Raw genomic sequence first — 17,529 nt, forward strand, 5'->3', positions numbered from 1 at the left:
TTAATCTGACGGATTAACTAACTAACATAAAATGAAAGAAGTATGAGACAGCTTATTGCATTAATAATTTTAGGACTATCTATAACTTTGAATGTCGGAGCACAAAGTTACAAGTTCGATTTTACCTCTGGTAAGAAAACGAAGGACGGATATATCAAGATAACATCTGCTGATCGGTATGCCAATGCGAAAGGCTACGGATATGATCTCTCTCCGTCTCCGGATGGAAAGAACCACGCTCCTTTCTTCTTTTCAGTTGCCGTACCGGACGGGAATTATCACGTCACAGCTATCATCGGCAGTAAACGCAGTGCAGGAGAGACAACACTCCGAGGAGAATCACGCCGCCTCTTTTACGAAAATGTAAAAACAAAGAAAGGAGAATTGCTCCCTTATTCCTTTACCATTAACAAACGCGATATCCACATCTCCGACAAAGAAAATGTGCGCATCAAGCCGCGCGAACGCAGCAAGCTGAATTGGGATGACAAACTGACTTTCGAGTTTAACGGAGATACTCCTCAGCTGACCGAACTAATCATTGAGCGTATAGAAAATGTTCCTACAGTCTTTTTATGCGGTAACTCCACTGTAGTGGATCAGGATAATGAACCTTGGGCCAGTTGGGGACAGATGGTTCCCCGTTTCTTTACCGATAGCATTTGCTTTGCCAACTATGCCGAATCCGGAGAGTCTGCCAATACTTTCATTGCTGCCGGACGTTTGAAGAAAGCCTTGACGCAGATGAAATCGGGAGATTATATCTTCATGGAATTCGGACACAATGATCAGAAGCAGAAAGGTCCCGGCAAAGGTGCCTTCTATTCTTTTATGACAAGTCTGAAAACCTTTGTTGATGAAGCCCGTGCCCGTGGAGTGCACCCCGTATTGGTAACTCCTACCCAAAGACGTAGCTTCGATGAAAATGGAAAGATTAAAGATACCCATCTTGATTTTCCCGATGCAGTGCGCTGGCTGGCGGAAAAGGAAAATATTCCTTTGATAGACCTGCATGCCATGACGCGTATTCTGTATGAGGCTATGGGAACGGAGGAATCCAAGCATGCTTTCGTACACTATCCTGCCAATACCTATCCGGGGCAAGACAAACCTTTGGCGGATAATACTCATTTTAATCCGTATGGTGCTTATCAGATAGCCAAATGCGTTATTGAAGGAATGAAACAAGCCGGATTACCTTTGGTGGAGTATTTACGGACGGATAATGAAGGATATGATCCTGCCTGTCCGGATGCTCGCGAAACTTTTAAGTGGAATGAAAGTCCGTTTACGGAACTGGAAAAGCCGGACGGTAATTGAGAGAGGTTTTAGGGAACCAACCTCTCTATATCCGGAATCACTATTTCTCCCCGGTGTAATTCCAACAGGCCGTCTTCTTGCATGCCATTCAATGCTTTCGATACTCCCAATCGTGTATCATTGATGGCATTTGCAAGTTCTTCCATCTTGATTTTCAGTATCTTTTCTCCGGAAGGACGTTCGATGTGGGAGAGGATAAAATCGGCGATCCGCGCTTCGAGCTTCTCCGGAACTTTCGTCCACAAACGGTTATAGCACGTTTGTGCCCGGTTACTGATGATATTCATATAGTTGAGGCGGAAAATTTCATATCTGAACAGGTCGTTCATCACAAATGCCTTACTGATAGTTACGGTATTTACTTCTGTACGAGCTATGTGAGTGGATACGTAAGACGTATTCATGCCGAACAAAGATTGCGGTTCAATCAGGTATGGTGCCTGAAAATACTCCGTGAAGGTGTAAGAGTTATCTGTGGATGAGGTGGATGAAGCGATTTCCCCGTTCAAGATAAATATTAACTGTCCACATGTTGTTCCTTTTTTTACTAAAGTTTCTCCAGCTTTATGCTTGGTGAAATGTAATTTTACTTTTCCCAATATATTAGTGAAGTCCTCATGAGCGAGTCCTTGAAACAGTGGCAATTGGAGCAGGGTGTCATACATCGTTTCCATATCTTTATCAACTTCTTGTTTGAAAACAAATGTAAGCATAATCGCTATGTACCGTAAACACTTTGCCTTTCTTTTTGTTTTTTTTATTATTTCTTAAACGTGCTATTCATTCAGGCAATTAAATCTTGTGGAATGCATAGAAATCGATTATCTTTGCAAAAAAAAGGAGGGACACATGTTTGCAGCATTCAATTTACAACAAATGATCAGTGCTTTTATTGTACTGTTCGCAGTTATCGATATCATTGGTTCTATTCCTATCATCATCAATTTGAAGGAAAAAGGCAAAGAAGTGAACGCGCTGAAGGCTACGTTAATATCTTTTGCATTGTTGATTGGCTTTTTCTACGCAGGAGACATGATGTTAAAGTTATTTCATGTAGATATTGAATCGTTTGCGGTGGCCGGTGCATTTGTTATCTTCCTGATGTCGCTGGAAATGATTCTGGATGTAGAGATATTTAAGAATCAGGGACCTATTAAGGAAGCGACTTTAGTGCCGCTGGTTTTCCCGTTGCTGGCGGGTGCCGGTGCATTTACCACCTTGCTTTCCCTCCGTGCGGAGTATGCCAGTGTTAATATTATCATCGCTTTGGTGCTGAATATGATATGGGTGTATTTTGTTGTTAGTATGACCGGGCGTGTGGAACGCTTCCTGGGTAAGGGCGGTATTTATATTATCCGTAAGTTTTTCGGTATCATTCTGTTGGCTATTTCGGTGAGGCTGTTTATGGCGAACATTACGTTGCTGGTGGAGGCGTTACATAAAACATAAATATTCTCCGGTTTTAATCTCTTGTTGCAATATGGCTTATACTGAGCTTTTTCTTTATTTTGTTGAATATATATTTGGAAAATATGCAGCAAAGCTATACCTTTGCACCCAAATTCAAGACAATGATGAAACATTTATGTACATATAATCCTCTGAAACGATTGCTGCAGAACGAACAAATCTGTTGCTGTAGTGTCGTGCATGTACATTGGTTTAGCGGTTTCATCTAAGTTATCCTACATTATTTTTCTTTTTTGCCGGATACAATAATACCGGTATTCTATTTTTCAGTTACTAATTATTTTGTAATTGCGGTTGTTGTTGCATACTTGCCAGTGGGAGCGAAGGAATAAGTTCCTCTATCCGGCAGGTTGTTGCCCCGCGTATGATCTAAACTAGAGTTGATATGTTTAAAATACTTGGCCTGATGATCTTAGGCATAATAATCGGTTATGGTTTGCGTCGTATCTCGTTTTTGCGCAAAGTGGAGGTATCCATATCTTATACAGTATTTTTGTTACTGTTTGTTTTGGGCGTCACTATAGGGTCCAACAGACTGATTGTAGATAATCTGTTCTCTTTTGGATGGCAGGCAGCCTTATTGGCTTTATCTGCTACTGTAGGCAGCATTTTGGCTTCATGGCTTGTATTAAAATTGTTTTTCACTTCTAAAAAGAAAAAGGTATGAAAGATAGTTTGATTGTATTGGGATTTTTTGTGGGCGGATGCCTTTTGGGAGCTTTGGGATATCTCCCGGTGGATTTGAAGACAGGTAATATGTCTATCTATATATTGTATGCGTTGATGTTCCAGATCGGCATCAGTATTGGTTCCAATAAGGAACTGAAGAGCATGATTTCTCAGCTCCGTCTGAAGTTCTTGCTGATTCCGTTGGCTACTATTGGTGGAACTCTGCTTTTCTCGGCTCTGGCCAGTCTGCTGCTTAGCCGTTGGAGTATATTTGACTGTATGGCGGTGGGGAGTGGTTTTGCTTATTATTCTCTTTCTTCTGTGCTGATAACGCAGTTCAAGGAAGCTTCAATAGGACTTCAGCTGGCTACGGAGTTGGGGACAATTGCTCTGTTAGCTAATATATTCAGGGAAATGATGGCTCTGCTGGGTGCACCGCTATTGGTACGATACTTCGGCAGATTGGCACCTATATCAGCCGCTGGTGTCAATTCAATGGATGTGATATTGCCTGTAATTACCCGTTATTCCGGGAAAGAGATGGTGCCTATAGCTATTTTCCACGGCTTACTCATTGATATGAGTGTACCATTCTTTGTTTCTATGTTTTGCAAACTATGATGCCGGATCTTCTTCCGGTCTATTGCAGTCTGCCTTTGCTTCTGTATTTTCTTCTTCCTCATATTCCTTCCCCTCTTCACCGGACTCTTCATCAGGTGTTTCTTCCTCATCTGCAAACGGGTCCGGTCGTTGAGGTCCATATTCCATGAATGCTATGGCACAGATAGTGCCGGCTATCGCTCCGCTGAGGTGTCCTTCCCATGAGGTGGTTTCTTTGGCAAAGAATGGGAACATATTCCAGATAAGCCCGCCATATAGAAAGGTAACTAATAAGGAGATGGCAATCAATGGTACATGCTTTCGCAGGATACCGCTGAAAAAAAGGAAGAAGGCCAGGCCGTAGATGATGCCGCTGGCTCCGATGTGCCATCCCGGTTTACCTATAAGAAAGGTGAGTGCGCCGCAGCCTATCCAGATGGCAAAGAATATATAGGAAGCAATGTGCCGGTAAAAGTAGAACAAACACCACGACAGAAAGAATAACGGCAAAGTGTTTGCTAACAGATGCTTCAAACTGCCGTGTACTAACGGGTGCGCAAAGATACCGAATACCCCTCTTTGTTCCATAGGATACACACCTAACCTCCTGAAATCCCAGTCCATACCGACTTCAAGGAACTTTAGCAAGTAAAGAATAAAAATGAGGAATAACGGTATAACTGCTGCCAGGGCTATCCGGCGTACATCTTGCTTCATCTTTCTTACTGGTTTCTGTTATTTTGGTACAATGCTACGAATATTTAAGTAAAAAACGAAAATAAATGAACTTTTTATTTTGCGTATTGTCTTTAATTTGTATTTTTGGCATCAGTACCATACCCGTAGGCATAGCATGCGAGGTATGGAACATGATACCTGAACAATTAACCTTTAAATAATGCACAACTATGAGTTATTTACGATTTGACAAGACTCTGATGATCAATCTGGAAGAATCTTTACCAAGGGAGATACTTCGGACAAATAAGTCAGGAGCCTATCATTGTACAACAATTGTAGATTGTAACACACGCAAATATCACGGACTGTTGGTGATTCCCGTCCCCAATCTTGACGATGAAAATCATGTGCTGCTATCTTCTTTAGATGAAACGGTAATTCAGCACGGTGCGGAGTTTAATCTGGGGTTGCATAAATATCAGGGAGACCACTTTAGTCCTAACGGGCATAAGTATATCCGTGAATTCGATTGCGAGCATATCCCGGCAACAACTTACCGTGTAGGAGGTGTTATCCTCCGTAAGGAAAAGATTTTTGTACATCATGAGAATAGGATTCTGATTCGCTATACCTTGGTAGATGCCCATTCGGCAACCACACTTCGATTCCGCCCCTTTTTGGCCTTTCGCAGTGTACGCGAATATACGCACGAAAATCCGCAGGCGAACCGTGACTACCAATTGGTAGAAAATGGTGTGAAAACCTGTATGTATCCCGGCTATCCCGAACTTTTCATGCAACTGAACAAGAAGAATGAATTCCATTATCAGCCGGATTGGTATCGTGGCATCGAGTATCCTAAAGAACAGGAGCGAGGATATGACTTCAATGAAGACCTGTATGTTCCCGGTTATTTCGAAGTAGATATAAAGAAAGGAGAAAGTATCGTTTTCTCTGCCGGCATTTCCGAAATTTCTCCGCGTAAACTAAAACAAACCTTTGAGGCGGAAGTTGCTGACCGTACACCGCGCGACAGTTTCTATCACTGTCTGCAAAACTCGGCACACCAGTTCCATAATAAACAGGGGGAGAACCACTATGTATTAGCGGGATATCCCTGGTTTAAGTGTCGTGCCCGTGATTTGTTCGTTTCTTTGCCCGGCTTGACGTTGGCAGTGGATGAACAAGATGAGTTTGAAGATGTTATGGTAACTGCCGAAAAAGCTATCCGGGAGTTTATCAGTGGAGAACCATCGAGTTATAAAATATATGAGATGGAAGATCCGGATGTATTGTTGTGGGCTGTATGGGCTTTACAGCAGTATGCTAAGGAGACCTCACGTGAGCAATGCCGCCAGAAATATGGTCGTTTGCTGGAGGACATCATGGACTATATCCGTAGCCGTAAACATGATAATCTCTTCCTGCACGAAAATGGCTTACTGTATGCCAACGGGACGGAGAAGGCTATCACCTGGATGAATTCTACGGTGAATGGTCGTCCTGTAACCCCGCGTACGGGATACATTGTGGAAGTGAACTCTTTGTGGTATAACGCACTTCGTTTCATAGCCGATCTGGTTCGTGAAGATGGCAATGTACATCTGGCGGACGAACTGGATGCGCAGGCGGAAGTAACCGGAAAGTCTTTTGTAGAGGTATTCCGTAATGAGTGTGGTTATCTGTTCGATTATGTGGATGGATTTATGATGGACTGGAGCGTCCGTCCCAATATGATATTTACCGTTGCCTTCGATTATTCCCCGCTGGATCGGGCACAGAAAAAGCAGGTGCTTGATATCGTGACGAAAGAGTTGCTTACTCCGAAAGGGTTGCGTACTCTCAGTCCGAAGAGTGGAGGATATAATCCGAACTATGTCGGTCCTCAGATTCAGAGAGATTATGCTTATCACCAGGGTACAGCTTGGCCGTGGCTTATGGGCTTCTATATGGAGGCGTACCTGCGTATTTACAAGATGAGCGGTGTATCATTCGTGGAGCGTTATCTGATTGGTTTTGAAGATGAGATGACGAGTCATTGTATCGGTTCGCTCCCCGAACTCTTCGATGGTAATCCACCGTTCAGAGGTCGCGGTGCAGTGTCTTTTGCCATGAATGTGGCCGAAATACTGCGCATCCTGAAATTGTTGTCTAAGTATAATTTATAAGAGGAGGAACGAAAATGAAAGTTTTAATGTTTGGATGGGAGTTCCCCCCGCATATCTTAGGTGGCTTGGGAACTGCCAGCTACGGTCTGACGAAGGGGATGTCCCAGCAGGAAGATATGGAAATTACTTTCTGTATTCCAAGGCCATGGGGCGATGAAGATCAGAGCTTCTTACGCATCATTGGCATGAATAGCACTCCGGTAGTGTGGCGTGATGTAAACTGGGATTATGTTCAGGGACGTGTAGGTTCTTATATGAACCCCCAACTCTATTATGATTTGCGCGATCATATTTATGCCGATTTTAATTATCTGAATACGAATGATCTCGGTTGCATCGAGTTTTCCGGTCGTTATCCAGCTAATTTACATGAAGAGATAAATAACTATTCCATTGTGGCCGGTGTGGTAGCACGCCAGCAGGAGTTTGAGATCATCCACTCACACGACTGGCTGACCTATCCGGCAGGTATTCATGCCAAACAGGTATCCGGTAAACCGTTGGTAATCCATGTGCATGCCACTGACTTCGACCGTAGTCGTGGAAATGTGAATCCTACTGTGTATGCCATAGAAAAGAATGGTATGGATAATGCTGACCATATTATGTGTGTGAGTGAGTTGACTCGTCAGACGGTTATTAATAAATATTTTCAGGATCCCCGCAAGGTATCTACCGTGCACAATGCCGTTTCTCCGCTTTCACAAGAGATACAGGATATTGTACCGCAGAAGAAGCCGAATGAAAAAGTTGTGACTTTCTTAGGTCGCATAACCATGCAGAAGGGTCCGGAATATTTTGTGGAAGCTGCTGCTATGGTATTGCACCGTACGCGCAATATCCGTTTTGTGATGGCCGGTAGTGGTGATATGATGGATCAGATGATCCGTTTGGTGGCCGAACGAGGTATTGCCGACCGTTTCCATTTTCCAGGTTTCATGAAAGGAAGTCAGGTGTACGAAATGTTGAAAGCAAGTGATGTGTACATTATGCCGTCTGTTTCCGAACCCTTTGGTATTTCTCCTTTGGAGGCTATGCAATGTAGTGTACCGACTATTATTTCTAAGCAATCCGGCTGTGCCGAGATATTAGATAAGTGCATCAAGACTGACTACTGGGATATTCATGCTATGGCAGATGCAATTTATGCTATTTGCACTTATCCTGACCTTTACGAGTATTTGCGTGATGAAGGTAAGAAAGAAGTGGATGCTATTAAGTGGGAAGATGTGGGACTGAAAGTGCGCCGCATCTACGAAGAGGTTATTAAACAATATAATAGATAACAATAAAACAATATAGATATGAGAACGATCTGTCTTTATTTTGAGATCCATCAAATCATTCACCTGAAACGCTATCGTTTCTTTGATATAGGTACGAATCATTATTATTATGATGATTATGCCAACGAATACAGTATCAACGAAGTTGCCGAACGTTCCTATATTCCGGCATTGAGCACCCTCATTGAAATGGCGAAAAATTCCGGCGGTGCATTCAAGGTGGCTTTGTCTATTTCCGGTGTTGCTTTGGAACAATTGGAAATCCACGCGCCGGCTGTGATTGACCTGCTACACCAGTTGAATGATACAGGTTGTTGCGAGTTCTTGGCCGAACCTTATTCTCACGGCCTTTCTTCTTTGGCAAATGAAGATTGTTTCAAGGAAGAAGTGAAGCGCCAGAGTGCTAAGATGAAACAAATGTTCGGTAAAGCACCGAAAGTATTCCGTAACTCCAGTCTGATTTACTCTGATGAAATAGGGGGATTGGTGGCAAGTATGGGCTTTAAGGGTATGCTGACTGAAGGTGCAAAACATATTTTAGGATGGAAGAGTCCGCACTATGTGTATCATTGTAGCTATAACCAGAACCTGAAACTGTTGTTGCGTGATTTCAAGCTTTCAGATGATATCAGTTTGCGCTTCTCTAATTCCGAATGGAATGAATATCCACTGTTTGCCGATAAGTATATTGGTTGGATTGATGCTCTTCCACAAGAAGAACAGGTTATCAACATCTTTATGGAACTTAGTGCATTGGGAATGTCACAGCCGCTTTCTTCCAATATACTGGAATTCCTGAAAGCGTTGCCTGCTTGTGCAAAGGATAAAGGTATTACTTTCTCTACACCGACGGAGGTTATCACTAAATTGAAATCTGTATCTCAACTGGATGTTCCGTATCCAATGTCCTGGGTAGATGAGGAAAGAGATACCAGTTGCTGGTTGGGCAACTGTATGCAGCGTGAAGCTTTCAATAAATTGTATAGTATTGCTGAACGCGTTCATTTATCCGATGATCGCCGTATCAAGCAGGATTGGGATTATTTGCAGGCAAGTAATAACTTCCGGTTCATGACGACGAAGAATAGTGGTATTAGATTGAACAGGGGAATCTATGAGTCTCCTTATGATGCTTTTACTAACTATATGAATATTTTAGGTGATTTCATCAAACGGGTAGAATCTCTTTATCCGATGGATATAGATAATGAGGAACTGAATGCCTTGCTGACGACTATCAAGAATCAGGGTGACGAGATAGACGAATTACACAAAGAGGTGGAAAAGTTGCAGGCTAAACTGGAAAAAGAAAAGACTGCTGAGGCAAAGGTTAAAGCTGCTGCTGCCAAAGCTAAAACTCCTGCTGCTACAAAGAAAACAGCTGAAAAGAAACCTGCTGCGAAGAAAGCCACAACAACCAAGAAGGAAACTGCCAAGTAGTTTTTCTTCTTAGGAGAAAATACATCAAATAAAAAGCCTTCCGTTCAAACAGAGCGGAAGCTTTTTTGTACCTTTACTTATTTTGAGGAGAAGTTTATTTATTGAAGGTAGTATAAGTTACTTCCAATTTCAGAGCTTCACCCTTCGGACCGCCTTTCAACATTGCATATCCGGGTTGGAGATCGTTTTGGATACCTGTCATTGTACTGGAAGTACTTGAACTTGTAGTATCATATGTGATTGAAACAGGTATCAGATATACAGTTCTCCAGTCTTTTTCCCATTCTTCCTGATTCCATTTATCACCTGCTTCTTCTTTGGCTTTTTTCATTGCGGCATCTTTTCCTTGAATGCAAGTAGTAACTAAACGGGCAATATTATTAAATGTGTACTGATTGGTTGCCACATTATTATGCTTTACGGTGTAAGACGTGATATTGTCCGGCAATTTGTTTTCTTCGAAGAAACTCTTGAAGTCTACTTTACGTAGTAGCAAAACATTGCTTGGAGCACTCATGCTGAACTCGTATGGGCTATCTTGCTTATTGTAATTGGTGAATGTCAGTTTCACTGCATTCAGTGTATCATTGGCTAACTTCTGGTAGATATCATCATAAGGTAATTCTGCCTCTGTGAAAATACCAGCGGGAGATTTGATATAAGTATGTTCATCTTCTGCAGCAAGTTTCTGGATTTTATCGGAATTGAGGAATTGATTAGCCTGAATTACCTCTTTAGTAGAAGCAAATTCAGTCCGCCATGTGTGGGCGGTAGAGTCCTCATTCTCGAAACCTGCTTGTTTCCGTTTATAAGGTACATTAGTTGCGGTATCTATTACATAGAATTGATATTTCATTTGTAAGTCTACACGATCTACGTAAAGTACTGTTCCATCACCATAATCGCTTTTAATATATACGCCCTTAAATACGTTCTCTATAAAAGCTTTAGAGTTCTTGAAATATTCAGGATGTTCTTTACTGAGTTTAAGCCACTTGTTTCCATAGGTTTCCTTGTCCAGCGTAAAAGTAACACTTGGATAATAAGTTTTATTACCATATGAATCTGTTGCGTTTCTTTCTTCATCTGTTACGCTTGTGTCGTAGGCTGTATAGGCTCTGCGACCTAATAAAATCGGATTCAGTTTATCGTAATACTCTGCAGGATCAATATTGGTATAGCGATTGCGTTCCAACTCTTTTTGCAATTGGTATGCACTCATACGGCAAGCATTCAAAGAATCTCCGAACCAAGTGGAATAGAAAACAACTAAGCGTACACCTGCTACCGTGTCTTCTGTCAGAATTCCCGTCTTTTTATCAAAATCATATTTTTCAGGGAATTTGAAGTTATCTATACAGTTCAACTCAGTTAAGAAACTCGCTTCGTAGTATCCGAAAAGAGGATCTGTAAAACGCCCTACATAACCTGTACTGGTTTTGGCAAATACAGAGTCAGCGACAACGGAACGTGTAGTGACGGGAAATTCTGTGGTTAGTGCGGAAATACCGTCGGAACCGGGTAACATTCCTATTCCTAATGTACCGGTATTATCATCGCAACCAAAGAAAGTAAGGGTTGCTGTCAATAGCAGAGCGCCTAAAAACTTCACTTTCATAGTTTTCTTTGTTATCTTGTTTATTTTTGTTCTGTTTCCCATACTTTGTCGTAGAACTCATTACAAGCATCGGCAAATGTTTCGGGAGTCTGATATTCTAAAATGGGTTTTCCAGATTGTCGAGCATATTCCATCACTTCTTCGTTGACTTTTTCGCTTTGTTGGATAATGCCATCTGCATAATCAATGGCCAGTTTGCACAACGTTGCGTAGTCTACAGGAGCCTTCAGGTGAGCTACATCCTTCTTTGTAACACCTTTCAATACCAATCTGTTTACAAAATCAGCATTAAACGATTCTTTGAAGTCATCTTCGAAAACGGAGAATACTACTTTAGCGTCACGGAATGAAGGCTCGTCCTTATATGCTTTCTTTATATACAAAGGAGCTAAGGCAGTCATCCAGCCATGGCAGTGAATGATATCCGGGCACCAGCGTAACTTCTTAACTGTTTCCAATACACCGCGTGCATAAAAAATAGCACGACTGTCATTATCCTCATATTCCACACCATTCTCATCCGCTGTTTCCAGGCGGTTTTGGAAATAATCATCGTTGTCGATGAAATAAACCTGCATGCGGGCAGACTGAATGGAAGCAACTTTAATAATAAGGGGGTGGTCGGTATCGTCAATAATCAGATTCATACCGGAGAGACGTATCACTTCATGCAATTGGTTTCTGCGCTCATTGATATTCCCCCATTTAGGCATGAATGTTCTAATTTCTCTGCCTTTTTCCTGGATTGCTTGAGGTAGGTTTCTGCCTACAAGGGACATTTCGGATTCTGGTACGTAAGGAGTAATCTCTTGGGTAATAAATAAAACCTTGTTCGCCTTTGTCATAATAACAATGTTCTCAATTATTCTGCAAAGATATAAAAAAAATCGGGCACTTGAGCAAATAAGGCGACTCTATAATTCCTTATGAATTGTTAACTGCTTGTTTTTCAGTGTTACATTGCTTCAAAGCAGGTTGTTGTCCGAGTAGAACTTTTGCATTAATTTGCGATATTTCTTCTTTATATGCTAAATAATAGTTTATTTTGCACCGCTTTTGCGAACAACTAAGTTATTATATAACCTATAAAAATGGAAATAGTACATACTATCAAGGACTTGCAGGCCGGACTCTCGGCTTTACGGGCCCAAGGTAAAAAGGTAGGATTGGTACCTACAATGGGTGCCCTGCATGCCGGTCATGCGTCATTGGTGAAGCGTTGTGTTGCAGAGAATGATGCTGCGGTAGTGAGTGTTTTTGTAAACCCGACACAGTTTAACGACAAGAATGATTTAGAGAAATATCCCCGTACGCTGGATGCCGATTGTGCTTTGTTGGAAGCTTGCGGTGCTGCGTTTGTGTTCGCTCCTTCGGTTGCGGAGATGTATCCTGAACCTGATACGCGCCAATTTAGTTATGCGCCGTTGGATACAGTGATGGAAGGTGCGTTTCGTCCGGGACACTTCAATGGTGTTTGCCAGATTGTGAGTAAGCTGTTTGATGCAGTGAAACCGGATCGCGCTTATTTCGGAGAGAAAGATTTCCAGCAGTTAGCTATCATTCGTGAGATGGTGCGCCAGATGAATTATTCGTTGGAAATAGTGGGTTGCCCTATTATACGTGAAGAGGATGGGCTGGCTCTGAGTAGTCGTAACGCTCGTTTATCTGTCGAAGAACGCAAAAATGCTTTAAAAATATCGCAAACATTATTTGAAAGTCGTACCTTTGCGGCTTCTCATACAGTTGCTGAGACTCAGAAATTTGTAGAAGATGCCATTGCTGCCGCTCCCGGTTTGCGTCTGGAATACTTCGAACTGGTGGATGGCAACACGTTGCAGAAAATAGCCAATTGGGAAGATACGGCGTATGCTGTAGGTTGCATTACAGTGTTCTGTGGTGAAGTTCGCCTGATTGACAATATTAAATATAAAGAGTAATAAACCTAAAAAGAGAGATCAGACCTTATGATGATTGAAGTGCTGAAGTCGAAAATCCATTGCGCTCGCGTCACGGAAGCTAACCTCAATTATATGGGAAGCATTACGATTGACGAGGACTTACTGGATGCGGCTAATATGATTGCCGGTGAAAAAGTGTACATAGCTGATAATAATAATGGTGAACGTTTTGAAACCTATATTATTAAAGGCGAACGTGGTTCGGGCAAGATATGTCTGAATGGTGCGGCAGCCCGCAAGGTGCAGCCGGACGATATCATCATTATTATGTCGTATGCCTTGATGGACTTTGAAGAAGCCAAGTCGTTCAAGCCGTCGGTGATTTTCCCTGATCCGGCAACGAACAAAGTGGTGAAATAAACGGGAAGAAAAGCGGTGGAAAGCTTGACTTTAGTTGTTTGATTCCGTATCTTTGCCCATGTAATCCTGATTTAGTTTCGGGAACGAAGATAGTAAGAGGAGTGATGCTAGTTGCTCCTCTTTTTTTTGTGTCTGTATGTAGGATTTTTCGGAAGATACTATGTTTTGGTTCATAATATACCATGTAATTGGGTAAAACATACTATGTAATCGCTCGAAACATACCATCTGTTTAGAGCGAATGAATGATGTAATCGAAGTAAACAGATCATCTGTTCCGGAAAAAGAAAAGCGGAAAGACCGAAATCTTTCCGCTTTGTTAATGTTATGTAAACTTGCTCTTGACAAGTAATGTCTTTTCTGCTTATTTGCTCAACTGCTCGTGCATTGAGGCAGCAGCCTTGCGTCCATCGCCCATAGCAAGAATAACGGTAGCACCACCACGAACAATATCACCTCCGGCATAAATGGTCGGAATAGATGACTGCATGTTCTCGTTTACGGCAATCGTACCTTTGCGTCCCATTTCCAGTCCCGGAATAGAAGAAGGTACAATCGGGTTGGGAGAAACCCCTACGCTGACGATAGCCAGATCTATATCAATGGTTTCCGTTGCACCTGGGATAGCTACGGGACTACGGCGTCCGGATGCATCCGGTTCGCCAAGCTCCATTTTTTGCAAGATAACTTGTTTTACCTTTCCTTGCTCATCGGCGATGTATTCGATAGGGTTATGCAGCGTGAGGAACTCAACACCTTCTTCTTTCGCATGCTTTACCTCTTCGATACGTGCAGGCATTTCTTCTTCGGAACGGCGATAGATAATCATGGCACGTTCAGCACCCAAGCGGCGTGCAGTACGCACTGAGTCCATTGCTGTATTTCCACCACCGATAACGGCTACATTTCTACCGAAAGGCACCGGTGTATCAGAGTCTTCGCTTGCTGCATCCATCAGGTTGACGCGTGTCAGGTATTCATTGGATGACAGGATATTGATGGAGTTCTCTCCCGGAATATTCATGAAGTTAGGCAATCCGGCACCGGATGCTACGAATACACCTTTGAAACCTTCTTCTTCTAACTGTTCCACACTGATAGTCTTGCCTATGATGCAGTCCTTTATGAAGTTAACTCCCATCTTGGCAAGATTGTCAATCTCTACATCCACCACTTTGTTCGGCAGACGGAATTCGGGAATACCATACTTCAATACACCGCCTATTTCGTGAAGGGCTTCGAAGACAGTAACGTCGTAACCATATTTAGCCATATCTCCGGCAAAAGAAAGTCCGGCAGGTCCGGAGCCGATAACGGCAATCTTGATACCATTCTTTTCCTTGATTTCCGGTACGGAAATTTGCCCGCTTTCACGTTCATAGTCAGCGGCAAAGCGTTCCAGATAGCCGATTGCTACCGGCTTTTCTTTCATTTTCAGGTGGATACATTTTGACTCACACTGTTTTTCCTGCGGGCAAACACGGCCGCAAACGGCAGGCAGAGCACTGGTCTCTTTTAGTGTCTTGGCAGCTTCGAGTATTTCTCCACGTTCAATGTTTTTGATGAAACGAGGAATGTCAATACCTACGGGACAGCCTTCCATACAGCCTGGATTTGCACAATCGAGGCAACGCTTAGCTTCCGTTAGAGCTTGTTCCTCTGTAAGTCCTTGATTTACTTCTTCTTTGCGACTGTGCGAACGGTATTCCGGATCGAGCTCGTTCATTTCAACACGCGGAATAGCGGTACGTTCTTTGGGTTTCATTGCCTTGCGAAGTTCCAAACGCCATGCGGCATTACGACTTTTCTCGTCAACTTCTTGTGTCGGTTCCGGTGCAGCTTTGCAGGATTCGTCTTCTTCAAGCTTGTGCATCTCCTCGCGTTCGATGCTCTTGAAAGCACCCATACGCTTCAACATCTCGTCGAAGTCTACCTGATGGCCGTCAAATTCCGGTCCGTCTACACAAACGAATTTGGTCTTTCCACCGATGGTAATACGACAAGCACCGCACATACCTGTACCATCCACCATGATTGTATTCAGCGATACATCAGTCGGTATTTCATATTTCTTAGTCAGCAAACAAACAAATTTCATCATGATAGCGGGGCCGATAGCAAAACATTTGTTTACTTTCTCCCGTTTAATGACTTCTTCCACGCCTTCGGTTACCAATCCTTTGCGTCCGTAAGAACCGTCATCGGTCATAATGATGACCTCGTCTGCGCTTTCGCGCATCTCTTTTTCAAGGATAATCAGCTCTTTGCTACGTCCGGCAAGTACGGCAATAACGCGATTACCGGCAGCTTTCAAAGCCTGTACGATAGGGAGCATGGGAGCCACGCCTACACCACCACCTGCACAAACCACTGTTCCGAAGTTTTCAATATGAGTAGCTTGTCCCAGCGGACCTACCACATCGGTGATGTAATCGCCCTCATTCAGTTCGCAAAGGCGGGTAGAGGAGAGGCCTACTTCCTGTACTACCAAAGTGATAGTGCCGCGTACGGTGTCAGCCGCTGCAATAGTCAATGGCATACGTTCGCCTTTTTCGCCTACACGCACAATGACGAAGTGTCCTGCCTTGCGTGAGCGGGCTATTAAAGGTGCCTCGATCTCTAATTTAAAAACCTTTTCAGAAAAATGTTCTTTGCTAATGATTTTGTTCATTATCTATAAATTTTGTTGGTATAATTACGTAATCACTTTCAGATTGTTACGGTTTGCAAAGATACGGGTTATTTGGTAAAAACAAAGAAAGTTTCTTCTAAAAAGCTGTATAACTGATGTGGACAAATGATAATTCGCCCCTACCAGGTTGTATAGACGTAATCATATAAACGTCTGTGGTTACCTATGTAGGAGCGAATTATTATTCACCCGCTCGTATAGCGCAGCTATTTTTAGTCAATCATTTCAAAACCCGTATACGGCACCAATGCCTTCGGGATACGGATACCTTCCGGCGTCTGATTGTTTTCCAGCAAAGCGGCAACAATGCGTGGTAATGCCAATGCAGATCCGTTTAATGTATGGCAAAGTTCTGTCTTCTTTTCTCCACTGCGGTAACGGCATTTCAAGCGGTTGGCCTGATAAGTATCGAAGTTAGAAACCGAACTTACTTCCAGCCAACGCTTCTGTGCTTCGGAGTAAACCTCAAAGTCGAAGCAAAGGGCGGCTGTAAAGCTCATATCTCCACCGCATAGGCGAAGGATGCGATATGGCAATTCCAGTTTTTGCAATAATCCTTCCACATGATCCAACATCTCTTTGTGAGATTGTCTGGAATGTTCCGGTTTGTCAATGCGTACCAATTCTACTTTAGAGAATTCGTGCAGACGGTTTAAGCCGCGTACATCTTTACCGTAAGAACCTGCTTCGCGACGGAAACACTGCGTGTAAGCACAGTTCTTGATAGGAAGTTGCTTCTCTTCCAGAATCACGTCACGATAGATGTTTGTTACAGGAACTTCAGCTGTCGGAATAAGATATAAATCGTCTACTTCGCAATGGTACATCTGACCTTCCTTGTCGGGTAACTGGCCTGTTCCGTAACCGGAAGCGGCATTAACTACTGTCGGAGGCATGATTTCCAGATAACCGGCTTTGCGGGCTTCGTCCAGGAAGAAGTTGATCAACGCGCGTTGCAACTGCGCACCTTTTCCTTTATAAACCGGGAAACCGGCTCCTGTTATCTTTACGCCCAGGTCGAAATCTATCAAATCATATTTTTTGTCAGTTCCCAGTGAGGCAGTGCATCTTTGGGGAGTTCGGTTTCCATACCGCCCATTTTCTCTACTACATTATCTTCAGCACCTACACCTTCGGGTACTTCATCATAAGGTACATTAGGAATGGTATAGAGTAGATTCTGCATGTCTTCGGCAGCCTGATCCATTTCAGTCTGCAAAGTCTTGTTGACTTCTTTAAGTTCGGCTACACGGCTTTTGGCAGTTTC

At 42.9% G+C, this 17,529-nt stretch carries 14 protein-coding genes and 1 pseudogene; 9 read left to right on the forward strand and 6 right to left on the reverse strand.

Annotated elements, in window-relative coordinates; translation table 11 throughout:
- Nucleotides 1-42 precede the first annotated feature (42 nt).
- Nucleotides 43-1,320, forward strand: coding sequence for a rhamnogalacturonan acetylesterase (locus BACCELL_RS14905; RefSeq protein WP_007212696.1), 1,278 nt, complete (start codon nt 43-45; stop codon nt 1,318-1,320).
- Nucleotides 1,321-1,328: 8 nt separating this feature from the next.
- Here BACCELL_RS14905 and BACCELL_RS14910 read toward each other — a convergent pair whose 3' ends face one another.
- Nucleotides 1,329-1,994, reverse strand: coding sequence for a Crp/Fnr family transcriptional regulator (locus tag BACCELL_RS14910; RefSeq protein ID WP_029428756.1), 666 nt, complete (start codon nt 1,992-1,994; stop codon nt 1,329-1,331).
- 175 nt (nt 1,995-2,169) lie between these two features.
- Here BACCELL_RS14910 and BACCELL_RS14915 point away from each other — a divergent pair, with 175 nt between their 5' ends.
- The 3 genes from BACCELL_RS14915 (at nt 2,170) to BACCELL_RS14925 (ending at nt 4,080) form a co-directional block, all read left to right on the forward strand.
- Nucleotides 2,170-2,769: a MarC family protein gene (locus BACCELL_RS14915; protein WP_007215438.1), complete on the forward strand. Its 600-nt coding sequence runs from the start codon at nt 2,170-2,172 to the stop codon at nt 2,767-2,769.
- A gap of 406 nt (nt 2,770-3,175) precedes the next feature.
- Nucleotides 3,176-3,457 (forward strand): LysO family transporter, encoded by a 282-nt coding sequence (locus BACCELL_RS14920; protein WP_007212699.1) that lies wholly within the window; start codon nt 3,176-3,178, stop codon nt 3,455-3,457.
- A complete protein-coding gene (locus tag BACCELL_RS14925; protein WP_007212700.1) occupies nt 3,454-4,080 on the forward strand; it encodes a LysO family transporter in 627 nt (208 codons plus the stop codon). Before BACCELL_RS14920 ends, BACCELL_RS14925 begins: the two co-directional genes overlap by 4 nt.
- Here BACCELL_RS14925 and BACCELL_RS14930 read toward each other — a convergent pair.
- On the reverse strand, nt 4,075-4,776 hold the full coding sequence (locus BACCELL_RS14930) for a rhomboid family intramembrane serine protease (RefSeq protein WP_007212701.1): 702 nt from the start codon (nt 4,774-4,776) through the stop codon (nt 4,075-4,077). The two genes, BACCELL_RS14925 and BACCELL_RS14930, sit on opposite strands and share 6 nt — an antisense overlap.
- 191 nt (nt 4,777-4,967) lie before the next feature.
- Between BACCELL_RS14930 and BACCELL_RS14935 the strand changes: the two genes are divergently transcribed.
- Genes BACCELL_RS14935 through BACCELL_RS14945 form a run of 3 tightly spaced genes read left to right on the forward strand, consistent with a single transcriptional unit; the run spans nt 4,968 to nt 9,634 of the window.
- Nucleotides 4,968-6,908 (forward strand): glycogen debranching enzyme N-terminal domain-containing protein, encoded by a 1,941-nt coding sequence (locus tag BACCELL_RS14935; RefSeq protein WP_007212703.1) that lies wholly within the window; start codon nt 4,968-4,970, stop codon nt 6,906-6,908.
- Nucleotides 6,909-6,922: 14 nt separating this feature from the next.
- Complete coding sequence (locus tag BACCELL_RS14940; protein ID WP_007212704.1) at nt 6,923-8,194, forward strand: glycosyltransferase family 4 protein; 1,272 nt, start codon at nt 6,923-6,925, stop codon at nt 8,192-8,194.
- Nucleotides 8,195-8,212: 18 nt separating this feature from the next.
- Entirely contained in the window at nt 8,213-9,634 is a 1,422-nt protein-coding gene (locus BACCELL_RS14945) for a glycoside hydrolase family 57 protein (RefSeq protein WP_007212705.1), read from the forward strand.
- A 94-nt stretch (nt 9,635-9,728) separates the two neighbouring features.
- Here the strand turns inward: BACCELL_RS14945 and bamH are convergent, their stop codons facing one another.
- Nucleotides 9,729-11,252 carry a BamH family beta-barrel-assembly machinery protein gene (bamH, locus tag BACCELL_RS14950; RefSeq protein ID WP_022210313.1) on the reverse strand — a complete coding sequence of 508 codons (1,524 nt, stop codon included), beginning with the start codon at nt 11,250-11,252 and terminating at the stop codon, nt 9,729-9,731.
- 20 nt (nt 11,253-11,272) lie between these two features.
- A complete protein-coding gene (locus tag BACCELL_RS14955; RefSeq protein WP_007212707.1) occupies nt 11,273-12,097 on the reverse strand; it encodes a glycogen/starch synthase in 825 nt (274 codons plus the stop codon).
- A 246-nt stretch (nt 12,098-12,343) separates the two neighbouring features.
- On the opposite strand from BACCELL_RS14955, the gene panC reads away from it, so the two are divergent.
- Together panC and panD are read left to right on the forward strand one after the other, a co-directional pair.
- On the forward strand, nt 12,344-13,189 hold the full coding sequence (gene panC / locus BACCELL_RS14960) for a pantoate--beta-alanine ligase (RefSeq protein WP_007212708.1): 846 nt from the start codon (nt 12,344-12,346) through the stop codon (nt 13,187-13,189).
- A gap of 27 nt (nt 13,190-13,216) precedes the next feature.
- Entirely contained in the window at nt 13,217-13,570 is a 354-nt protein-coding gene (gene panD / locus BACCELL_RS14965; protein WP_007212709.1) for an aspartate 1-decarboxylase, read from the forward strand.
- A 364-nt stretch (nt 13,571-13,934) separates the two neighbouring features.
- Here the strand turns inward: panD and BACCELL_RS14970 are convergent, their stop codons facing one another.
- On the reverse strand, nt 13,935-16,241 hold the full coding sequence (locus BACCELL_RS14970; RefSeq protein ID WP_007212711.1) for a bifunctional dihydroorotate dehydrogenase B NAD binding subunit/NADPH-dependent glutamate synthase: 2,307 nt from the start codon (nt 16,239-16,241) through the stop codon (nt 13,935-13,937).
- A gap of 233 nt (nt 16,242-16,474) precedes the next feature.
- Nucleotides 16,475-17,529: pseudogene (gene serS / locus BACCELL_RS14975) on the reverse strand (serine--tRNA ligase); the annotation flags it as partial.

Origin of the sequence: Bacteroides cellulosilyticus DSM 14838 (genome assembly GCF_000158035.1) — a bacterium.
GTDB lineage: Bacteria > Bacteroidota > Bacteroidia > Bacteroidales > Bacteroidaceae > Bacteroides > Bacteroides cellulosilyticus.

Bases quoted from the DNA above. Each gene is read 5' to 3' on its own strand.
- BACCELL_RS14935 (WP_007212703.1), top strand. From the start codon at position 4,968: ATGAGTTATTTACGATTTGACAAGACTCTGATGATCAATCTGGAAGAA.
- BACCELL_RS14915 (WP_007215438.1), top strand. From the start codon at position 2,170: ATGTTTGCAGCATTCAATTTACAACAAATGATCAGTGCTTTTATTGTA.
- BACCELL_RS14945 (WP_007212705.1), top strand. From the start codon at position 8,213: ATGAGAACGATCTGTCTTTATTTTGAGATCCATCAAATCATTCACCTG.
- BACCELL_RS14930 (WP_007212701.1), bottom strand. From the start codon at position 4,776: ATGAAGCAAGATGTACGCCGGATAGCCCTGGCAGCAGTTATACCGTTA.
- BACCELL_RS14910 (WP_029428756.1), bottom strand. From the start codon at position 1,994: ATGGAAACGATGTATGACACCCTGCTCCAATTGCCACTGTTTCAAGGA.
- BACCELL_RS14940 (WP_007212704.1), top strand. From the start codon at position 6,923: ATGAAAGTTTTAATGTTTGGATGGGAGTTCCCCCCGCATATCTTAGGT.
- BACCELL_RS14925 (WP_007212700.1), top strand. From the start codon at position 3,454: ATGAAAGATAGTTTGATTGTATTGGGATTTTTTGTGGGCGGATGCCTT.
- panD (WP_007212709.1), top strand. From the start codon at position 13,217: ATGATGATTGAAGTGCTGAAGTCGAAAATCCATTGCGCTCGCGTCACG.
- bamH (WP_022210313.1), bottom strand. From the start codon at position 11,252: ATGAAAGTGAAGTTTTTAGGCGCTCTGCTATTGACAGCAACCCTTACT.
- BACCELL_RS14970 (WP_007212711.1), bottom strand. From the start codon at position 16,241: ATGAACAAAATCATTAGCAAAGAACATTTTTCTGAAAAGGTTTTTAAA.
- BACCELL_RS14920 (WP_007212699.1), top strand. From the start codon at position 3,176: ATGTTTAAAATACTTGGCCTGATGATCTTAGGCATAATAATCGGTTAT.
- panC (WP_007212708.1), top strand. From the start codon at position 12,344: ATGGAAATAGTACATACTATCAAGGACTTGCAGGCCGGACTCTCGGCT.
- BACCELL_RS14905 (WP_007212696.1), top strand. From the start codon at position 43: ATGAGACAGCTTATTGCATTAATAATTTTAGGACTATCTATAACTTTG.
- BACCELL_RS14955 (WP_007212707.1), bottom strand. From the start codon at position 12,097: ATGACAAAGGCGAACAAGGTTTTATTTATTACCCAAGAGATTACTCCT.